Origin of the sequence: Acinetobacter sp. UBA6720, from assembly GCF_002454215.1 — a bacterium.
In the GTDB taxonomy this organism is placed as follows: Bacteria; Pseudomonadota; Gammaproteobacteria; order Pseudomonadales; family Moraxellaceae; genus Acinetobacter.
In genome coordinates this window covers 1-16485 of sequence record NZ_DKIK01000118.1, presented here as the reverse complement: position 1 = coordinate 16485, position 16485 = coordinate 1, and the positions used below count along the sequence as shown (strand labels likewise).

Sequence of the window (16485 nt, the reverse complement as noted above, 5' to 3'; positions counted from 1 at the left end):
CGCTCCATGTCTTGATCGCCTGGCATTGCAGGTTCTTCAGCCACTGAAATTGTATTTAAATAAGGCGTGTTTAAACGCTGAATAGGGACATGTTTAGCGATTGCTTGTTGATACAGTTTTTCCAGTAGAAAAGCTGCACGCTCAGTCCCCATGTGTTGTAAAACGGAGTCAAACGCATCTTGCCATTCTTGCGTTTCTTGCGCGTCAGTATCACCATAAAACGCCATAATTCACCTATTTCGATATCCTAATCTTATGAGCTAATATGTATCATACTTTCGTCCTATAAGAGTATCGCTACAGCTGAATATGGCCCACCCCTACTATTTAGCAGCTAAATAGTCATTGACCATTCGTTACCCAAGTTAACAAAAAACCGCCAATTTAGGCGGTTTTTTATACATTTAATGCGATTTTTTGATGCTAATTTAGGTTACGTCAGACCTGTATTCCTTTTCAAACATCAGACCAACGGTAAGTTCGGATCATCGTTCAAAACGGATTAAGGCAACATTGCGAGATAAGTCGATGGGTTTTTACGTTGACCATCTTTAACTACTTCATAGTGTAAGTGTGGGCCAGTACAACGACCTGTACAGCCCACATTCGCAATATGCTCACCAGCGTCTACACGGTCACCAACACGAGCGATTAAACGTGAAGCATGTGCATAACGTGTGATATACCCGTTACCATGGTTAATTTCAACATATTGCCCATAACCTGTACCCCAACCTGACTTGGTCACAATTCCTGGGCCTGTTGCGTAAATTGGAGTACCACTTGGTGCAGCAAGATCAAGGCCTGAATGACGTTCTGCACGACCATTCATCGTACGACCGCCATAGTTTGAACTGACCCGTGCGCTTGGTAATGGATGTGCAATTAGCCATGAATGAGGGTTGTTTGAAAAACCTTTTGAAGAAGATTCTGAGCCGTATTTTTTAGCCAGTGAAGCATTGTTAAGCTCAACTGTTTTCTCACGGAGCTGCACTGACATTTTCGTTTCAGCAGGAAGATCAATATCATCTGCAGTATAAGCACCTTCTGACAAAGTGCGTGTCAGTTGCTCAATTCGATCCGAAGATGCGTTATTTGTATTGAGCTCAACTAAATCGGCGAAGGCCACAGACGCAGCCGATGCCGCAAAAGAAAAAGCCAACAAAATACGTCGCATATGCATAAAAAAACCTCTTCAAACTGTTCTTACAAACATTTCTTGCGTGATCTCGTCCTTGATATCTACTGAAAAGAACGCATAAGATTAAGACATCAACATGAAGGAAATATGTATGTCCGAACCAGTGAATCTCTTTCAACAAACAAGAAAACACATAAAAACAGGAAACTTAACGTTTCTCTCAAAGCAAGTTGCTGCATGGCAGAAACTCACTAAACTGATCCAACCTATCCTACCGCAACCAGAGCAGTGGCAGGTTGTTTGTTATCAATATGGTATTTTGACGATTACCGGCGAAAATCAAGCGATGATTAGTCAACTTGGTTACCTTCAAAAACAATATATTGCACAACTGTCGCAACTTGACGAGTTTAAGGACTTACAAAAACTCCAAGTTCGTTTGAGAATCCCATCCCAAACACCCGCAAAAATACAATCTATTTCAAGATCGCTCAGCACCGAAACTCAAGATCTAATTCGAGGTGCTGCTGACTTTGTGAGCGACCCTAAGCTTAGCCAAGCAATGCGCCGTTTGGCAAGCAAAAAAAAGTAACCCAGCTTTGAATACGGTCTAAACCCAATTACTTAAATGTGAAATACATCACAATATCAAAAGTTACAATATAACATCACATAGCAAAGACAATGACTTAAGTCACACTCACGTATGGAATTGGACACTGATCTTCGTCATCAAATGTTACAATTTCATAGCTACTTGGGTCACTTTTAACATTGCGTAATAACTGATTATTCAAAGCATGGCCTGACTTATATCCATCAAATTTAGCAATAATTTGGTGACCAAGCAGATAAAGATCACCGACGGCGTCTAATATTTTGTGACGAACAAATTCATCCGAAAAGCGTAAACCTTCTTCATTCACTACACCTGTTTCATCAACCCCAATTGCATTATCTAAACTGGCCCCCAAAGCCAAATTATTGGCCTTGAGATAATCCAAATCCTTCATAAAACCAAAAGTACGGGCTTCACTGACTTCATAAACGAAGGTTTCAGTTGAAAAATCAATAGTGGCTGACTGATATTCTTTCTTAAAGGCGGGGTGATCAAAATCAATAGTAAAATTCAGTTGAAACCCTTTATGTGGGCTGAAAATGGCGCGTTTGTCGTCAATGAGTGCTTCAACAGGCTTTAGAATTTTTATAAATTTTTTAGGGGCATCTAGTTCTTTTAGGCCGCCTTGCATGAGCAAGTAAATGAAAGGGCCAGCACTACCATCCATAATTGGCACTTCAGATGCAGACACTTCAATAATCAGATTATCAATGCCCAGACCAGCTATCGCACTCATGACATGTTCAATGGTACCCACCTTGGTATCCTCTTGAACCAAGTTAGAACACATAAATGCTTCTTGAATTAGCATTGCATTGGCAAGAATGTCTACAGGTGGGTTAAGATCAATACGACGAAATACAATTCCACCGTCCGCATGATGTGGCACAAAGTTAATTAAAACTTTTTGCCCACTATGCAGACCAATACCGCTTGCTTTTACGACACGTTGTAAAGTTCTTTGTTTCAACATGTTTCATATCATCTCACCACTAAACCGCTATACGTTAGCATATTTAGCCATTGATAAAAAACAAAAAGGTAGTCAGAGACTACCTTTTCTTCAAATAATGCGGAATTACCACACGGGCAAGCACTACTTACGTTGTTGATTTTTCAAATAATCTTGAATACTCATTGGTGTTGGGCGCGCCGCACTCACAGCAGATGCAGAATTTGCTGTCGCAGCCGCATCTTGGTTCTGACGCTGGATTGCTGGTACATCATCATCTTCAACTACCGCTTGCGTTGTATGCCCATGTTGTGCTACTTGCACATGTGCATTTGGACGTTTCACGGGCTCAGCAGAATCTGCTGAATTTCGAGTCAAGCCAGTTGCAATCACAGTGACACTGATTTCATCACGCGCATCTGGATCAAATACTGTGCCGTAGAACACTTGGCCTTCGTCTAGATCGACAATTTGGTTCACAACATCAGTAATTTCTTCGATTTCACCAAAGGTGACATCATCGCCGCCCGTTACATTGATGAGAATACCTTTGGCATTCATGATGGTCACATTATCTAGCAACGGGCTACGGATCGCTTGTTCAGCCGCTTGACGTGCGCGGTTCTCACCACGACCTAAACCAGCACCCATCATGGCATAACCACGTGTGCTCATCGCTGTTTTCAAGTCAGCGAAGTCAAGGTTAATATGACCTGGGCGTACCACCAAATCAAAGATACTACGTACCGCATTAAGAAGAACATCATCGGCTTTTTTGTAGGCATCTTTCATTGAGATGTCACGGAAAACTTTTAACAAGCGTTGGTTTGGAATGATGATTAAAGAATCTACATGCGCTTCTAATGCTTCAATCCCTTGCTCAGCAGATTGAAGGCGACGCTTACCTTCAAAGTTAAATGGTGTCGTTACCACGCCTACGGTTAAGATACCCATTTCTTTGGCAATTTCAGCAACCACTGGTGCTGCACCTGTACCTGTACCACCGCCCATACCCGCAGTCACAAACACCATATCAGTGCCTTCAAGGTGCTGACGAATCAAGTCACGGCTTTCTTCAGCCGCTGCTTGACCCACATTCGGATTGGCACCTGCACCTAAGCCACGAGTACTTTGTTCACCCAACTGGATTTTGAATTGTGCATTCATACGGTCTAGCGCTTGCTTGTCCGTATTGGCACATACAAATTTTACACCTTGAATGTCTGACTCAAGCATGTGTTGTACGGCATTACCACCTGCACCACCAACACCAAACACAGTAAAACGGGCTTGACCGTTGCTATCGGTTTGATCATCTTCTAAAAATTCAAATGAGGCCATGACCTATAGATTTCCTAATTCGTTATTGGCAGTCACTTAAGCCCGTATACTGCCTTGATCTTAATAAACAAAATTGCTTTTAAGCATGCTGTGCAAGCCATAGCTTGTCAAGTTTAAGCGATGCGTTGTACAACTTCTTAACAATATTCCAAAAAAATTCAACTTAAAAAACAGATTTCAGCTTGTCATTGAGTCCAGACCAAGCACGCCCAACGCGTTTGAATAGCGATAGTTTTTCTGTATCTTCAGGCTCAACAATCGTTTCTTGTGTTTCACTTTGACTAAACATCAACAAACCCGCTGCTGTGGCATACTGCGAACGACGTAATGCTGCAATATTTTGCTCGTCTGCTGTCACATGCACAGGCGGATTACCCAAATGTGCTGATACGCCCAACATACGACGTGCCAACGTCACCATGCCTTCAATTTGGCTGGCATCACCGGTTAGGACCACACCATGATACAAACCATGGATTGCACCATTCCGCTCAAGTTCTTGGCGTACTTGACCTAAGATTTCCTCATAACGTGCAACCACAATCTCAGTCAACTCAATACGGCTAATCGTTTGCGGACCATCAATCCCTTGAATCTGAATCATATGGTCTGGTTTAACCGATTTAATATCAACACAACCATAGAGTAGTTTAATTCGTTCCGCTTCTTCAGTGGTTGTTTGTAACACAGCAGCAATATCTCGGGTGACATGCTCACCACCACGCTGTAAAGTATGCGTCAGTGCTAAACGCCCATCTAAATACACCGCAATGTTGGTGGTACCTGCACCAATATCCACTAAACAGACGCCATACTCTTTTTCATCTTTGAGCAGACTTGCTTCTGCCGTTGCCAAACAAGATACGACCAACTTTTCCACCCCGATATTGGCACCTTTAAGTGCGCGATCAAGGTTTTGCATAGTACTAATTGGTAACATCATCAGTTGATAATGACCAATCATACTATGTGCAGACATACGTATTGGGTTCTGTACCCATTCTGGTGAGTCATCTAGCTCAAAGCCCAACGGAACCGCACTGACCAGATAATGATCCGAGGTCATGTGGCTAGCTTTGGCCAACTCTAATGCACGAACCACTTCACTTGTTGTAATTGTATGGTCAGTATTTTCAACTGGTGTTCGTCCCGACGCATAAAAGCTCTTTAACTCTGCACTGGGAATAGATACCCATGCGGAATGGACACGGCATTCGGCCATATCTTCTGCTTCTTGCACGGCATTTTTTATTGCTGTAATGACTTTATCAAGACTTACAATTTTTCCTTTATTCATGCCTCGGTTACGAGCAGTTGCCATTCCTATCACTTGGATATTATCTGGCGCATGTACCTTACCAATCAAAACTGAAACTTTGTGCGTCCCAATGTCAATCGCAACAACTGAGGGAACCGCTTCATTCATTATTTACTACTACCATCACATGTTTGTTTAATTTATGGCTTTATGCCTCTGTTTTAAAGCCAAGTATTATGGCTTTGCTGCCACTCCACCTGCAATGCTTGTGTCATCAATCGTTACAACAAAATGACCATTTGCTATCTTTGGTGCAGCAGTATTCTTCCATTGAATGGCTAAGCCATTCCGATAACGCAAATCAATAGCGGATACTTTGTCCCAAACTGGCTTCAAATCACTTTGAGCCAAATAACTCAAGCGTTGTAGTTTACTCATGGTTTGATCCTGATCTACGATAACACGTAAACCCGAATCGAACTGCATAAACCAAGTCATCCGCTCCGTTAAATATAATTCTTTTAAACGCAGGTTGACTGGTTGGAATAACTGATTAATTTCATTATAACGGCGCATCATCATTTTTGATTGACTGATTGGGCCGTGCAATAACGGTAAATTTTGATTATTTTTCGGTGTCACTTCGCTAAACACATCACCACTATCACTTAAGAGACGCCCTGTCCCCCAACGTGCAATAGCATGCTTTGGCATGACACGAACGCGAATCGCATTCGGCCACGCACGCGAAACCACCACACGATCAATCCAAGCCAACTCTAAAGTTCGATCGCGAATGTCTTCTAAATCTGAGGTGAAATAGTTATGGGTGATGGTCGGTGACACATGCCCCATGACCTGACTCTTTTCCGCGTCAGAACGCGCGCCAACCACATCGAGTTCAGCCACGCGTGCATCTGTCATGACTTGATATAAGCCATAAATACCAACCAACAAGACCGCTATTGCAACGACCAACATCACCCAACCACCAAAATTCGCAAGCTTTTCCTTACGCGTTGGTGGTTTATCGTGTATCGACGTAATCGCTGCGCGTTTGCGGCGCATAGAAGCTGGTAATTGCGCCATTTAGTGAGTCGCACCTGTCAGTGTTTGCTCTAAAATTTGCACACAAAGCGCATCGAAGCTGTAACCCACTGCATTTGCCGCTTTCGGCACCAAAGAGTGACTGGTCATACCTGGTACAGTATTCACTTCAAGGAGCCAAAAGTTGCCTTGCTCATCTTGCATCGCATCAATACGGCCCCAACCACTTGCACCTACCGCTTGGAATGCACGAAGGCAAAGCGCTTGCAACTTTTGCTCTTCTTCAATGCTTAAACCGCACGGAATTCCGTATTCCACATCATTACGTTGATATTTTGCTTCATAGTCATAAAACGCCACATCCGCAGGCGGTTGCAGGCGAATCACAGGCAACGGTTGACCGTTTAAGAATGAAATGGTGAACTCACGTCCCGTAATCCATTTTTCAGCCATCACCACAGCATCGTGTTGCGTCGCTTTGGCAATTGCAGCCGCCAAATCTTCTGCTTTTTCAACCTTACTCATACCAACACTTGAGCCTTCATGTACTGGCTTGATAATCAACGGAAGCCCCAAGCTCGCCACCACTTCAGCCAAATCTGACTCTTGGCTAATAATGCGATAAGGTGCTGTAGGTAAGTCTGAACCCTGCCAAACTTGCTTGGTTTTCACTTTATCCATTCCGATTGCAGAACCTTGCACACCAGTTCCCGTATATGGAATATTCAACCACTCCAAGACGCCTTGAATTTGACCATCTTCTCCACCGCGACCATGCAACACAATAAACGCACGATCATACCCCACCAATTCGGTCACACTACGTTCTTGCGGGTCAAAAGCTTCAGCATTCACGCCCGAACGAACCAATGCGTCAAGTACAGCAGTACCACTATCTAGAGAAACCTCACGCTCAGCAGATTTACCACCAAGCAACACAGCAACTTTGCCGAATTTTGAAGCATTTGACACGTTGATATCCTTAAACTTTATAACTGTTTTATTGATTGAGTAATCACAAAGCGTGATTATTTTAAATACAAATGATTGTTTGCCAGCTCAATCGAGATAGCACCCACATTACCTGCGCCTTGCGTCAATAACAAGTCATCTGCTTGTAACACTTTTTTCAAGGCATGTTGCAGATTACCTTCAACGGGATCAATCAAGATCGGCTCTACATCGCCACGTAACCGAATACTACGTGCCAGTGAACGACTATCTGCACCGACAATCGGTTTTTCACCCGCAGGATAGACCTCAAGCAGCAACAACTGATCGACATGTGACAGTACATCCACAAAGTCATCGAAACAGTCACGCGTACGGCTAAAACGGTGCGGTTGGAACATCATCACTAAACGACGGTCTGGATGGCTTGCACGTGCAGCTTTAATGGTCGCTTCGACTTCTTTTGGATGGTGACCATAGTCATCCACCAATTTCACATTGCCACCTTCAATGTCAAATTCGCCCTGTACTTGGAAACGACGACCCACACCGCTGAAACTTTCCAACGCACGAGCAATCGCAGCATCAGATACACCTTCATCGGTCGCAATCCCAATCGCTGCTAGTGCATTTAAAATATTATGCAAACCTGGCAAATTGATGGTTAAACGTAAAGGCTCACGATCTTTACGCAAGACGGTAAAGTGCGACTGCATACCTTCTTGTTCAATATCCACGGCACGAATGTCATTGTCTTCATTAAAACCATAGGTGATCAATGGACGACCAATACGTGGCATGATTTCACGAATGTTGGCATCATCGCCACACACCACAGCCAAGCCGTAAAATGGAAGTTTTTGTAAGAACTGTACAAAAGTATCTTTTAAAACATCGAAGCTACCGCCGTAAGTGTCCATGTGGTCTGCATCAATGTTGGTCACGATGGTGGCCATCGGTTGCAAATGCAGGAATGAAGCATCTGATTCATCCGCTTCAGCCACGATAAAACGACTCGCACCGAGCGCAGCATTCACACCAGTACGGTTCAATAAACCACCAATCACATAGGTTGGATCAAGGTTTTCTTCTGCCAACATACAAGTGACTAGGCTTGTGGTCGTGGTTTTACCATGCGTTCCCGCAACAGCAATCCCATGACGGTAACGCATCAGCTCACCCAGCATTTCTGCACGGCGGACCACTGGTGTACGGGTTTCAAGTGCTGCTTTGATTTCAGGGTTTTCAGCATCAATCGCAGTTGACACCACAATCACGTTGGCACCTTGAATATTTTCAGCCGTATGACCGATATAAACTTTGATGCCATTTTCTTCAAGCTGTGCTGTTGTCTTTGACGCCTTGATATCCGAACCTGAGACTTTATAGCCTTGGTTCTTGAGCACTTCTGCAATACCACACATGCCCGCACCACCAATTCCAATAAAATGGATGTGCTTAATACGACGCATTTCTGGCACTTTAATAAGTTTTTTTGCTTGATCAGCAGGTGTAGATGGTGACATAAAATACTCGGTTTACAATGCTTGAATTAAACGAACCACTTGTTGGGTTGCATCGGGTTGTGCTTGCTGACGTGCTTTCACTGCCATTTCAGACAATAACTGACGGTTCATCAAGGGTAATAATAATTCTTTTAAACTTTCGGACGTCATACTTGCTTGTGGGCAAATTTTGGCTGCACCGATATTGGCTAAAAACTTTGCATTGGCCGTTTGGTGATCATCCACTGCACTCGGCAGCGGAACAAACACTGCAGCCACACCAGCAGTGGCAATCTCAGTCACGGTTAACGCCCCAGCACGGCAAATAATTAAGTCAGCATCGCTATAGGCTTGAGCCATATCTTCAATAAAAGGTTGAACCTCAACTTGAAGCTGTTCAGGTGCATCGGCATAGCGCGCTTGTGTCGCCTCTGCATGGTTTTGACCACACTGATGATAAACGCTTAAAGGCACATTGAGTTGCTTCAAGGCTTCAGGAATGCGTTCATTTAACGCTTGTGCGCCCAACGAACCGCCAACAATTAAGATACGCAGTGGCACGCCAGCTTTTTGACGCTCTTGATAGCGCCAAGACGGATTTAAAATTTCCGTAATTTCTTTGCGGACGGGATTACCCGTGGTCACAATTTTATCTTGTACAGCAAAGGTATTTGGAAAAGCTTGACATACTGTTTTTGCAATACGTGATAGCTGCGTATTGGTAAAACCCGCAATCGCATTTTGCTCATGAATAATCACTGGAATACCCAGTGCACGCGCAGCCAATCCACCCGGCCCAGCAACATAGCCCCCAAAGCCTGCAACCGCATCGACTTTGAGCTGCTTCATATAGCGCATTGCGCTTAGCGTGGCTTTTAAAATTTTAAAGGGTGCCAATACTTTGCGGACTAAGCCATTGCCACGCACACCTTGAATGTCAATTTGATAAATCGGGATATCGTGATTTTTAAGTAGGCGATTTTCCATACCTGTAGGCGTAGCAAGCCATGAGACTTGGCAGCCTTGTTGCTGTAATTCCTTAGCCACAGCAAGTGCTGGAAAAACATGTCCACCCGTTCCGGCAGCCATCATCATTACATGTTTCGGCTTTGTTTGTGTTGCTTCGGTCACAGTCTAATTCTTCAATTCTAAAATATGGAAACAAAATTCAATTTTAAGCGATCAATTGTAATCACAAACGCATAACCGCGAAAGATTATTTACTTTTTTTCAACAGGCATTTGATTGTTTTTTTCTACTGATTTTCGAGTTTAAACTAGATTTGTTATCAGATATACATTTTTACTCAAACTACCACACACATTTAAGCTCGACAGCACCATGTTTTATATCTAAAAATAAAACATTGAAGATGATTTTAATCAATTATTTAATATAACTCTAAAAGAATGGGAACCTCATTTTTAGCAAATAGAAATACCCTCTGAGCTGAAACATTTGAACAGAATGAAAATTTGTCATGCCATGTAGCACTGTGTGATTTATCTTCAACCCAATTTATACACTTTGCGGTAAGCCATGTCCTTATTTCAAAACTTCCCTATTCATTGAAATAAAAAAGGAACCTTTTCAGGTTCCTCTTTCTGTCGATTTAGCTGGCTTTACCTGCTTCCAAGACATCAAATAAAGTATCGGCAATCGAAGTACCAAATTGTGCATCAATCTCACGAATACAGGTTGGGCTAGTCACATTAATTTCGGTCACATAGTTGCCAATCACATCGAGTCCAACAAAAACCAATCCTTTTTCACGTAAGAAGGGTCCCACTTTCGCGGCAATCGCCTTATCATTTTCAGTCAAGGGACGGGCTTGACCCAAACCACCTGCAGCCAAGTTCCCACGCACTTCACCGTTTTGCGGAATACGCGCCAAACAGTAGGGAATCGGTTCACCATTGATCAGCAAGATGCGTTTATCTCCTTCAACAATTTCAGGAATATACCGCTGCGCCATAATCGGACGTGTACCCATTTCAGTCAGCATTTCTAGAGTTGAGCCGATGTTCACACCATCTTGATATAAGCGGAAAATTCCCATGCCACCCATCCCATCAAGAGGCTTCACAATCACATCACCATGTTCTTTGATAAATTCACGGATCAGGCTTTGTTGTGAAGTCACCAGTGTAGGAACTTGAAGTTCAGGGAACTGCGTAGCAAACAGTTTTTCATTACAATCACGTAAGGACTGTGGTTTATTGATAATCCACGCGCCTTCACGTTCCGCTTGTTCCAAAATATAAGTGGTATACACAAAGTTCATGTCGAACGGTGGATCTTTACGCATCAAGATCACATCGTAATCCGCCAAGGACTCTTTTTGTGGTTCGCCCAAATCATAATAATGATCGTAATCTTCAAACACTTTTAAGGGAGAAATCAGACCAAAGGCTTTGCCTTGGTCGATATATAAATCGTGTTGTAATGCATAACCCAGCTCGTGCCCGCGACGGCTTGCTGCCCATAACATTGCCATCGTAGAATCTTTTTTCAGATTCACCGTTTCAATCGGGTCCATCACTACCAGTACACGCATAAGTCTCACGCTCATATTTTTAAAACTTGGCAAAAAGTATAGCGAAGTTTTCAGCTTTGGGCACAACAAGTTGTGTATTAATTAAAGATTAAAAAATCTATTTTATTCAATTAGCTACAATACATTAGCATTATTAAATAAATTCAAAGTGCTTACTTGGTGGAAAGAAACAGTAAATCTACTGCTATTTCCACCTTCCTCGCAAATGGCTTCAACTTAAGCCAAAAGGCGTTGAATATCCTGAGCAATTTTTTCAGGTTTAACGATCGGCGCATAACGTTTCACCACCTGCCCTTTTTGATTAATCAGAAACTTGGTGAAATTCCATTTGATCCTTTGGCTGCCTAAAATGCCTTTCGCCTCAGACGTTAAATACTGATACAGCGGATGCGCAGTAGGACCATTCACATCAACCTTAGCAAACATCGGGAAAGAAACCCCATAATTACGCTGACAAAAACTGCCGATCTCTTCATTACTCGCAGGGTCTTGCTGCGCAAATTGGTTACATGGAAAACCTAAAACTAAAAGACCTTGTTGTTGGTAGTCCTGATATAACTGTTCCAAACCTTCAAATTGTGGGGTTAAACCACATTGGCTCGCGGTATTCACCACCAATAAAACTTTGCCCTGATAGTCGGCTAGATTTTTTTGCTCGCCTTCCAACAGCTCGGCCTGAAAATCATAAATTGTCGTCATTACATCTCTTCCATTCATCAAAATATCATTCGTTAAAGTCGCTTCAAGGGTTGACCTATAGCGGCAAATAATATTGCACACAATTAACTTGTGTGCAAGTTTATTACACGCAATATACTTCCACCTCCATTTCATTTATACTGTTTTCTAAATACCAATCCTCAAGGACATGCAACATGGCTGACACCCCACTTTTAGAAAACCGCGTGTGTTTTGCCATGTATTCCGCAACCAATGCCATGGTCCGTCAATACCGCCCACGCCTACAAGCCTATGATCTGACCTATCCGCAGTTTATTGTTTTATTGGCTCTATATGAGCAGGACAATGTGACGTTGACTGAAATTGGACAAAAAACTTTTTTTGACTCAGGCACCTTAACCCCCATTATTAAGAAGCTAGAAGAAAAACAATTTTTAAAGCGTGTCGCAGTCAAGGAAGATGAACGTATGAAAAAAGTCGTGCTTCTGGAAAAAGCACTCCTAGCTAAAGACAAAATTATGGCGATTCCATTTGAACTGGCATGTTCTTTAGGTCTAGATCCTCATGATTTGGCGACTATCCATCAACTGTGTCAGCGTTTTTTAAATGGTTTGGAACAGACCCAACACGCTGGTCGAGATGCTTAATGCAACAAGCGATTATTGGTTTTCATCTCGATGAAGAACATCATTGGGTAGCTGAGCTTGCCTGCGGTCACACACAGCATGTCCGCCATACGCCACCATGGCAAAACCGCCCGTGGGTACTAACTGAGCACGGACGCCAAGAAAAAATCGGCGTTCTTTTAAACTGTAAGAAATGTCTGGAAAATCCTGTTCAATAATGCTTTTCCAATGTCCTTCTGATTTTAAATTTATTACATATCAACTAATTAAAATAATTAAACAGCACCTTTAGCCATTCTTTTAAACCCAATCCAATTATGTAGGAAAAATGAATTTTCCACGAAGTCTTGTTCATTTTTAGTAAATGATTATAATTCTCACTTTTATTACCCATTTAATCTCTCTGAGCCTTCCCCATGACCAAACTTCAAGCCTACCCACTCCGTGGCTCCGCTCTATTCAAATATAGCTTACTCAGCTTTATGATTTTAAGTGCACATGCAGCCTATGCAGATGAAGCAACACTACAAAATAATGAGAACCCACCCTCTCAAGCGATGACAAACAAATCGGGCACAGCAGCAGTTCTACCCACCTTAAAAATTGAGGCAATGAGTGAACTTGATCCAATCAAAAGCTATGTCGATTATGATCAGGCCAATGTCACCCGTAATGGTCTAAAGAAAAAAGACATCCCTCAAACCATTGACACCATTGATGTACAGAAATATAAAATCTACGGCTCTAATGACCTCAGTGTGATGCTACAAGGCACACCAGGGGTATCCACCAGCTACGATATGCGCGGTGATGGCATTACCCTTCGAGGTTTCTCTGCCGACTCGGGTGATATTTACCGTGATGGGATTCGTGAAAGTGGTCAAGTCCGCCGTAGCACAGCCAATATTGAACGGATCGAAATTTTAAAAGGCCCTGCCTCGGTGTTATATGGTCGTAGCGCGGGCGGTGGTGTAGTCAACATGGTCAGTAAATACGCCAATTTTGACTCGAAAAGCTCAGTCGGTACCTATGTCGGTTCATATGACACTTATGGCGCAACAGCAGATATTAACCAAGTATTAAATGACAATTGGGCTGTCCGTTTAACAGGTGAATACGGTGAAGCAGATAGTTTCCGTTCAGGCATCGACAGTAAAATTGAGATGATCTCGCCAAGTTTCACGTATAAAAATGATGAGGAAACCCTCACGTGGACCACACAATATACCTATGACAAATTAGGGCGAGTACCTGACCGTGGTCCAAGTTATAGTATCTTGCCTAGTGGAACATCCATTAAAACAGGCTTTGCACAAAATGGCGATTATGTCGACGATGTATTACAAGTCATTCGTTCAGATTTAAATTACGAATTTGCGCCGAATTGGAAATTCCATTGGGCAACCAGTTACCGACAAGCAGATCAAGACTTTGATCATTTTTATGGTGGCACCTACTGTGCTTCGAATGCAACCACCAGCAATGGTGAAAGTAGCAATACACTGAATGCTAATTACACTCCTGTCGATCAACGTCGCTGCTATAACAATGTCCGGAAAATTTCACAAAACTATTACTGGCAGCAAACATCTAATCGAACCACCACCAACACGTGGGATATTACTGGCGAGTTTAATACGGGCGCCATTAAACATAATCTTTTAGTGGGTACCGATTGGACCTATGAACAAAGAGAGCCGAAACTTTCTAATAAAAATGCCAATGGCAGTCGAATTGATGGTTTTTATGACCCACTTACAGGTCAATTAACACAGAATAATCGTGGTAACGGTGCTAAAACCATTACTCAGCATAATTATAATGAAGGCACAAGCTACGGCTTTTTCATTCAAGACTTAATTAGTTTTAATGAATATTTCAAAGTAATGCTCGGTGCACGTTATGATTATTACGAGACCTCAACCACCAATAAATTATTAGCTTCTTCTGACATCAATTACCATCGTAGTATCAATAATGAAAGCTTTAGCCCCAACATTGGTTTCATTTGGCAACCATCAGATCAGCACAGCATCTATGCTTCATACAATAAAAGCTTTGCACCATTTGGCGGCTCTATGGGTGTGAACCCAGTTTCATCAGCAAGCCAAAATATGAAAATTTTTAATGCTGAGCCACAATATAACGAACAATATGAAATTGGGGTCAAAAGTGACTGGTTTGATGACCGTTTAAATACCCAACTCTCAGTTTTTGACATTCGCAAAAATAATATTCGTTATGTGCCAGATGACACTAAACCTGAAGAATGGGCAACTGCGGGCGAGCATCAATCTAAAGGTCTAGAGTTTAGTTTCATTGGTCGCGTCTTGGATAATGTCTTTGTCCGTGGTGGATATGGTTATCTACAAGCCGAAGTTAAAAAAGACAAGCAAAATCCAGGCAATGTGAATAAAGTGCTCAATAATGCACCCGAACATACAGGTAATGTATTTGTGCGTTACTTACCTACAGAAAAACTCTATGGTGAAGTTGGTGTGACTTATGTGGGTGACTACAAAGCCTATCCGAATAGCAATTTAAGTAACCAACCATTGGATATGAAAGCGTTCTCACGTGTCGATGCTGCCATTGGTTATAGTGCTGATCCATGGAACGTGACGTTAGCTGTCAGCAACTTAACCAATAAAGAATACTGGCGTTCGGATTCTATGCCGGGTACCCCTCGTAGCTTCCTCATGCGTTTAAACTACCAGTTCTAAACTGCCTTCAATAAAGTTTTAACTCAAACGGAACAGGTCACTGTTCCGTTTTTTTATGCTTGCCGAAGGACGACTGAGCCAATCCATACAAACTTTGAGCCTTTTGTTATAAAGCGCAAGAAACGGATTTTCAGGCCTCACTCGATTTGTTACTGTTTTCTTAAGTTAAATGATTTCCGTGAGTCATCATGACAGAACATACCAACTACACACGTGTGGCAAGGGCGATTGAATACATTGAACAAAACTTCAAACAGCAGCCCAGTTTGACCGAAATTGCAGAACACGTACATTTAAGTCCTACACATTTTCAACGCATATTTACCGAATGGGCAGGCGTCAGTCCAAAGAAATTTCTGCAATATATTAGTGTGGAATATGCCAAGTCTGTTTTGAAAAATCACACAGAACATAATATTTTTGCAGCAACCTTTGACACGGGCCTTTCTAGTACCAGCAGATTGCATGATTTATTTGTTCAAATCGAAGGTATGACTCCCACAGAATACAAACATGGCGGTGAAGCACTCCACATTCACTATAGCTTTGCCGAAACCATTTTTGGTTCAGTCATGATTGCCTCAACCCCTAAAGGCATTTGCCATATGGCCTTTACCGAAACAAATCAAGATGCATTGATCTATCTAAAAACACAGTTCCCACGCGCGACATTTATTGAAGATCAGGATGAATTACAACGTAAAGCGCTCGCAATTTTTCAGCAAGATCAAAACAGCCTATCAGAGATTAAACTGCACCTGAAAGGCACTGACTTTCAGCTCAAGGTTTGGCAAAGTCTGCTTAAAATCCCCATGGGACGGCTCAGCAGTTATGCAAAGATTGCTCAAGAGATTGGGCAAGAACGTGCCTCACGAGCGGTCGGAACAGCCATTGGCAACAATCCTGTTGCCTTTTTAATTCCCTGCCATCGGGTCATTCTGTCTTCAGGGCAACGTGGTGGCTATATGTGGGGAACAACACGTAAAACTGCGATGATTGGCTGGGAAGGTGCGCATAGCCAAACATCAACCGAAAAAGAGAGCGAATAAGAAAGGAAGCAGTAGCCACTGCTGTCCCACAAATA

16 protein-coding genes are annotated in these 16485 nt (G+C 42.6%); 5 read left to right on the top strand and 11 right to left on the bottom strand.

Annotated elements, in window-relative coordinates; translation table 11 throughout:
* Positions 1–227: hypothetical protein (locus B4F08_RS10250; protein WP_291374305.1), on the bottom strand; the 227-nt coding region annotated here is incomplete at its 3' end.
* 275 nt (positions 228–502) lie between these two features.
* Positions 503–1183 (bottom strand): M23 family metallopeptidase, encoded by a 681-nt coding sequence (locus B4F08_RS10245; RefSeq protein ID WP_086210259.1) that lies wholly within the window; start codon positions 1181–1183, stop codon positions 503–505.
* Between the two features lie 109 nt (positions 1184–1292).
* Here B4F08_RS10245 and B4F08_RS10240 point away from each other — a divergent pair, with 109 nt between their 5' ends.
* Positions 1293–1733, top strand: a complete 441-nt coding sequence (locus B4F08_RS10240; RefSeq protein ID WP_086210260.1) for a DUF721 domain-containing protein — start codon at positions 1293–1295, stop codon at positions 1731–1733.
* A 97-nt stretch (positions 1734–1830) separates the two neighbouring features.
* On the opposite strand, the gene lpxC is transcribed toward B4F08_RS10240, so the two are convergent.
* The 9 genes from lpxC to B4F08_RS10195 form a co-directional block, all read right to left on the bottom strand.
* A complete protein-coding gene (gene lpxC, locus B4F08_RS10235) occupies positions 1831–2733 on the bottom strand; it encodes a UDP-3-O-acyl-N-acetylglucosamine deacetylase (protein ID WP_086210261.1) in 903 nt (300 codons plus the stop codon).
* 123 nt (positions 2734–2856) lie between these two features.
* Positions 2857–4053: a cell division protein FtsZ gene (ftsZ, locus tag B4F08_RS10230; RefSeq protein WP_086210262.1), complete on the bottom strand. Its 1197-nt coding sequence runs from the start codon at positions 4051–4053 to the stop codon at positions 2857–2859.
* A gap of 163 nt (positions 4054–4216) precedes the next feature.
* Positions 4217–5479, bottom strand: a complete 1263-nt coding sequence (gene ftsA, locus B4F08_RS10225; protein WP_291374304.1) for a cell division protein FtsA — start codon at positions 5477–5479, stop codon at positions 4217–4219.
* Between the two features lie 66 nt (positions 5480–5545).
* The gene (locus B4F08_RS10220; RefSeq protein ID WP_291374303.1) at positions 5546–6400 is read right to left on the bottom strand and encodes a cell division protein FtsQ/DivIB; all 855 of its coding nucleotides are present in this window, start codon (positions 6398–6400) and stop codon (positions 5546–5548) included.
* Positions 6401–7330 carry a D-alanine--D-alanine ligase gene (locus B4F08_RS10215; protein WP_086210265.1) on the bottom strand — a complete coding sequence of 310 codons (930 nt, stop codon included), beginning with the start codon at positions 7328–7330 and terminating at the stop codon, positions 6401–6403.
* A 56-nt stretch (positions 7331–7386) separates the two neighbouring features.
* Entirely contained in the window at positions 7387–8835 is a 1449-nt protein-coding gene (gene murC, locus B4F08_RS10210) for a UDP-N-acetylmuramate--L-alanine ligase (RefSeq protein ID WP_086210266.1), read from the bottom strand.
* Positions 8836–8847: 12 nt separating this feature from the next.
* Positions 8848–9945 carry an undecaprenyldiphospho-muramoylpentapeptide beta-N-acetylglucosaminyltransferase gene (gene murG, locus B4F08_RS10205; protein ID WP_086210267.1) on the bottom strand — a complete coding sequence of 366 codons (1098 nt, stop codon included), beginning with the start codon at positions 9943–9945 and terminating at the stop codon, positions 8848–8850.
* Positions 9946–10426: 481 nt separating this feature from the next.
* Entirely contained in the window at positions 10427–11371 is a 945-nt protein-coding gene (gshB, locus tag B4F08_RS10200; RefSeq protein ID WP_086210268.1) for a glutathione synthase, read from the bottom strand.
* Between the two features lie 216 nt (positions 11372–11587).
* A complete protein-coding gene (locus tag B4F08_RS10195) occupies positions 11588–12070 on the bottom strand; it encodes a glutathione peroxidase (RefSeq protein WP_086210269.1) in 483 nt (160 codons plus the stop codon).
* A 176-nt stretch (positions 12071–12246) separates the two neighbouring features.
* Here B4F08_RS10195 and B4F08_RS10190 point away from each other — a divergent pair, with 176 nt between their 5' ends.
* The 4 genes from B4F08_RS10190 (at position 12247) to B4F08_RS10175 (ending at position 16450) form a co-directional block, all read left to right on the top strand.
* Positions 12247–12699 (top strand): MarR family winged helix-turn-helix transcriptional regulator, encoded by a 453-nt coding sequence (locus tag B4F08_RS10190; RefSeq protein WP_086210270.1) that lies wholly within the window; start codon positions 12247–12249, stop codon positions 12697–12699.
* On the top strand, positions 12699–12896 hold the full coding sequence (locus tag B4F08_RS10185; protein ID WP_110974618.1) for a DUF3565 domain-containing protein: 198 nt from the start codon (positions 12699–12701) through the stop codon (positions 12894–12896). Before B4F08_RS10190 ends, B4F08_RS10185 begins: the two co-directional genes overlap by 1 nt.
* A 198-nt stretch (positions 12897–13094) precedes the next feature.
* A complete protein-coding gene (locus tag B4F08_RS10180) occupies positions 13095–15401 on the top strand; it encodes a TonB-dependent receptor (protein ID WP_291374302.1) in 2307 nt (768 codons plus the stop codon).
* Positions 15402–15589: 188 nt separating this feature from the next.
* The gene (locus B4F08_RS10175) at positions 15590–16450 is read left to right on the top strand and encodes a methylated-DNA--[protein]-cysteine S-methyltransferase (protein ID WP_291374301.1); all 861 of its coding nucleotides are present in this window, start codon (positions 15590–15592) and stop codon (positions 16448–16450) included.
* Positions 16451–16485: the final 35 nt, after the last annotated feature.

Excerpts from the sequence above, each read along its gene's own strand:
- B4F08_RS10245 (WP_086210259.1), bottom strand. The coding sequence starts at position 1,183 with ATGCATATGCGACGTATTTTGTTGGCTTTTTCTTTTGCGGCATCGGCT.
- B4F08_RS10240 (WP_086210260.1), top strand. The coding sequence starts at position 1,293 with ATGTCCGAACCAGTGAATCTCTTTCAACAAACAAGAAAACACATAAAA.
- lpxC (WP_086210261.1), bottom strand. The coding sequence starts at position 2,733 with ATGTTGAAACAAAGAACTTTACAACGTGTCGTAAAAGCAAGCGGTATT.
- ftsZ (WP_086210262.1), bottom strand. The coding sequence starts at position 4,053 with ATGGCCTCATTTGAATTTTTAGAAGATGATCAAACCGATAGCAACGGT.
- ftsA (WP_291374304.1), bottom strand. The coding sequence starts at position 5,479 with ATGAATGAAGCGGTTCCCTCAGTTGTTGCGATTGACATTGGGACGCAC.
- B4F08_RS10220 (WP_291374303.1), bottom strand. The coding sequence starts at position 6,400 with ATGGCGCAATTACCAGCTTCTATGCGCCGCAAACGCGCAGCGATTACG.
- murC (WP_086210266.1), bottom strand. The coding sequence starts at position 8,835 with ATGTCACCATCTACACCTGCTGATCAAGCAAAAAAACTTATTAAAGTG.
- gshB (WP_086210268.1), bottom strand. The coding sequence starts at position 11,371 with ATGCGTGTACTGGTAGTGATGGACCCGATTGAAACGGTGAATCTGAAA.
- B4F08_RS10195 (WP_086210269.1), bottom strand. The coding sequence starts at position 12,070 with ATGACGACAATTTATGATTTTCAGGCCGAGCTGTTGGAAGGCGAGCAA.
- B4F08_RS10190 (WP_086210270.1), top strand. The coding sequence starts at position 12,247 with ATGGCTGACACCCCACTTTTAGAAAACCGCGTGTGTTTTGCCATGTAT.
- B4F08_RS10185 (WP_110974618.1), top strand. The coding sequence starts at position 12,699 with ATGCAACAAGCGATTATTGGTTTTCATCTCGATGAAGAACATCATTGG.
- B4F08_RS10180 (WP_291374302.1), top strand. The coding sequence starts at position 13,095 with ATGACCAAACTTCAAGCCTACCCACTCCGTGGCTCCGCTCTATTCAAA.
- B4F08_RS10175 (WP_291374301.1), top strand. The coding sequence starts at position 15,590 with ATGACAGAACATACCAACTACACACGTGTGGCAAGGGCGATTGAATAC.